We start from the raw sequence: 1,090 nt of genomic DNA, 5'->3' as shown, positions 1-1,090 counted from the left end.
GCGATTAAGCGATAACTTTAGCAACAACACCAGCGCCTACAGTACGGCCGCCTTCACGGATTGCGAAACGCAGACCGTCGTCCATCGCGATTGGGTGAATCAGGGTTACAACCATGTTCACGTTGTCGCCTGGCATTACCATCTCTACGCCTTCTGGCAGTTCGATGGTACCGGTCACGTCAGTAGTACGGAAGTAGAACTGTGGACGGTAGCCTTTGAAGAATGGCGTGTGACGACCACCTTCATCTTTGCTCAGGATGTACACTTCAGATTCGAACTGGGTGTGCGGCTTGATGGAGCCTGGCTTAGCCAGTACCTGACCACGTTCGATTTCTTCACGTTTGATACCACGCAGCAGAACACCTACGTTCTCACCAGCACGGCCTTCGTCCAGCAGTTTGCGGAACATTTCAACGCCAGTACAGGTAGACTTAACGGTGTCTTTGATACCAACGATTTCAACTTCTTCGCCAACTTTGATGATACCGCGCTCAACACGACCGGTAACAACGGTACCACGACCGGAGATGGAGAATACGTCTTCGATTGGCAGCAGGAACGGCTTGTCGATAGCACGCTCTGGCTCTGGGATGTAGCTGTCCAGGGCTTCGGCCAGTTCGATGATTTTCGCTTCCCACTCAGCTTCGCCTTCCAGCGCTTTCAGCGCGGAACCGCGGATTACTGGCAGGTCGTCGCCTGGGAAGTCGTAAGCGGACAGCAGTTCGCGAACTTCCATTTCTACCAGTTCCAGCAGCTCTTCATCATCTACCATGTCGCATTTGTTCATGAATACGATGATGAAAGGAACGCCAACCTGACGACCCAGCAGGATGTGCTCACGAGTCTGAGGCATTGGGCCGTCAGTCGCAGCTACTACCAGGATCGCGCCGTCCATCTGAGCAGCACCGGTGATCATGTTTTTCACGTAGTCGGCGTGCCCTGGGCAGTCAACGTGCGCGTAGTGACGAGTCGGGGTGTCATATTCAACGTGAGAGGTGTTGATGGTGATACCACGAGCTTTTTCTTCTGGCGCGTTATCGATCTGGTCGAAAGCACGTGCAGAACCGCCGTAGGTTTTAGCCAGTACGGT

The 1,090-nt window shown here is 53.6% G+C and carries 1 protein-coding gene; it reads right to left on the bottom strand.

The features are described 5' to 3' along the window. Window positions 1–4 precede the first annotated feature (4 nt). On the bottom strand, window positions 5–1,090 hold a 1,086-nt coding region (gene tuf, locus ACTJJ6_RS23555; protein WP_103791773.1), incomplete at its 5' end, for an elongation factor Tu.

Origin of the sequence: Serratia sp. 22278 (assembly GCF_052045405.1) — a bacterium.
Taxonomy (GTDB): domain Bacteria; phylum Pseudomonadota; class Gammaproteobacteria; order Enterobacterales; family Enterobacteriaceae; genus Serratia; species Serratia marcescens.
The sequence above is the reverse complement of the archived record's forward strand: the minus strand, read 5'-3'. Positions and strand labels throughout refer to the sequence as shown.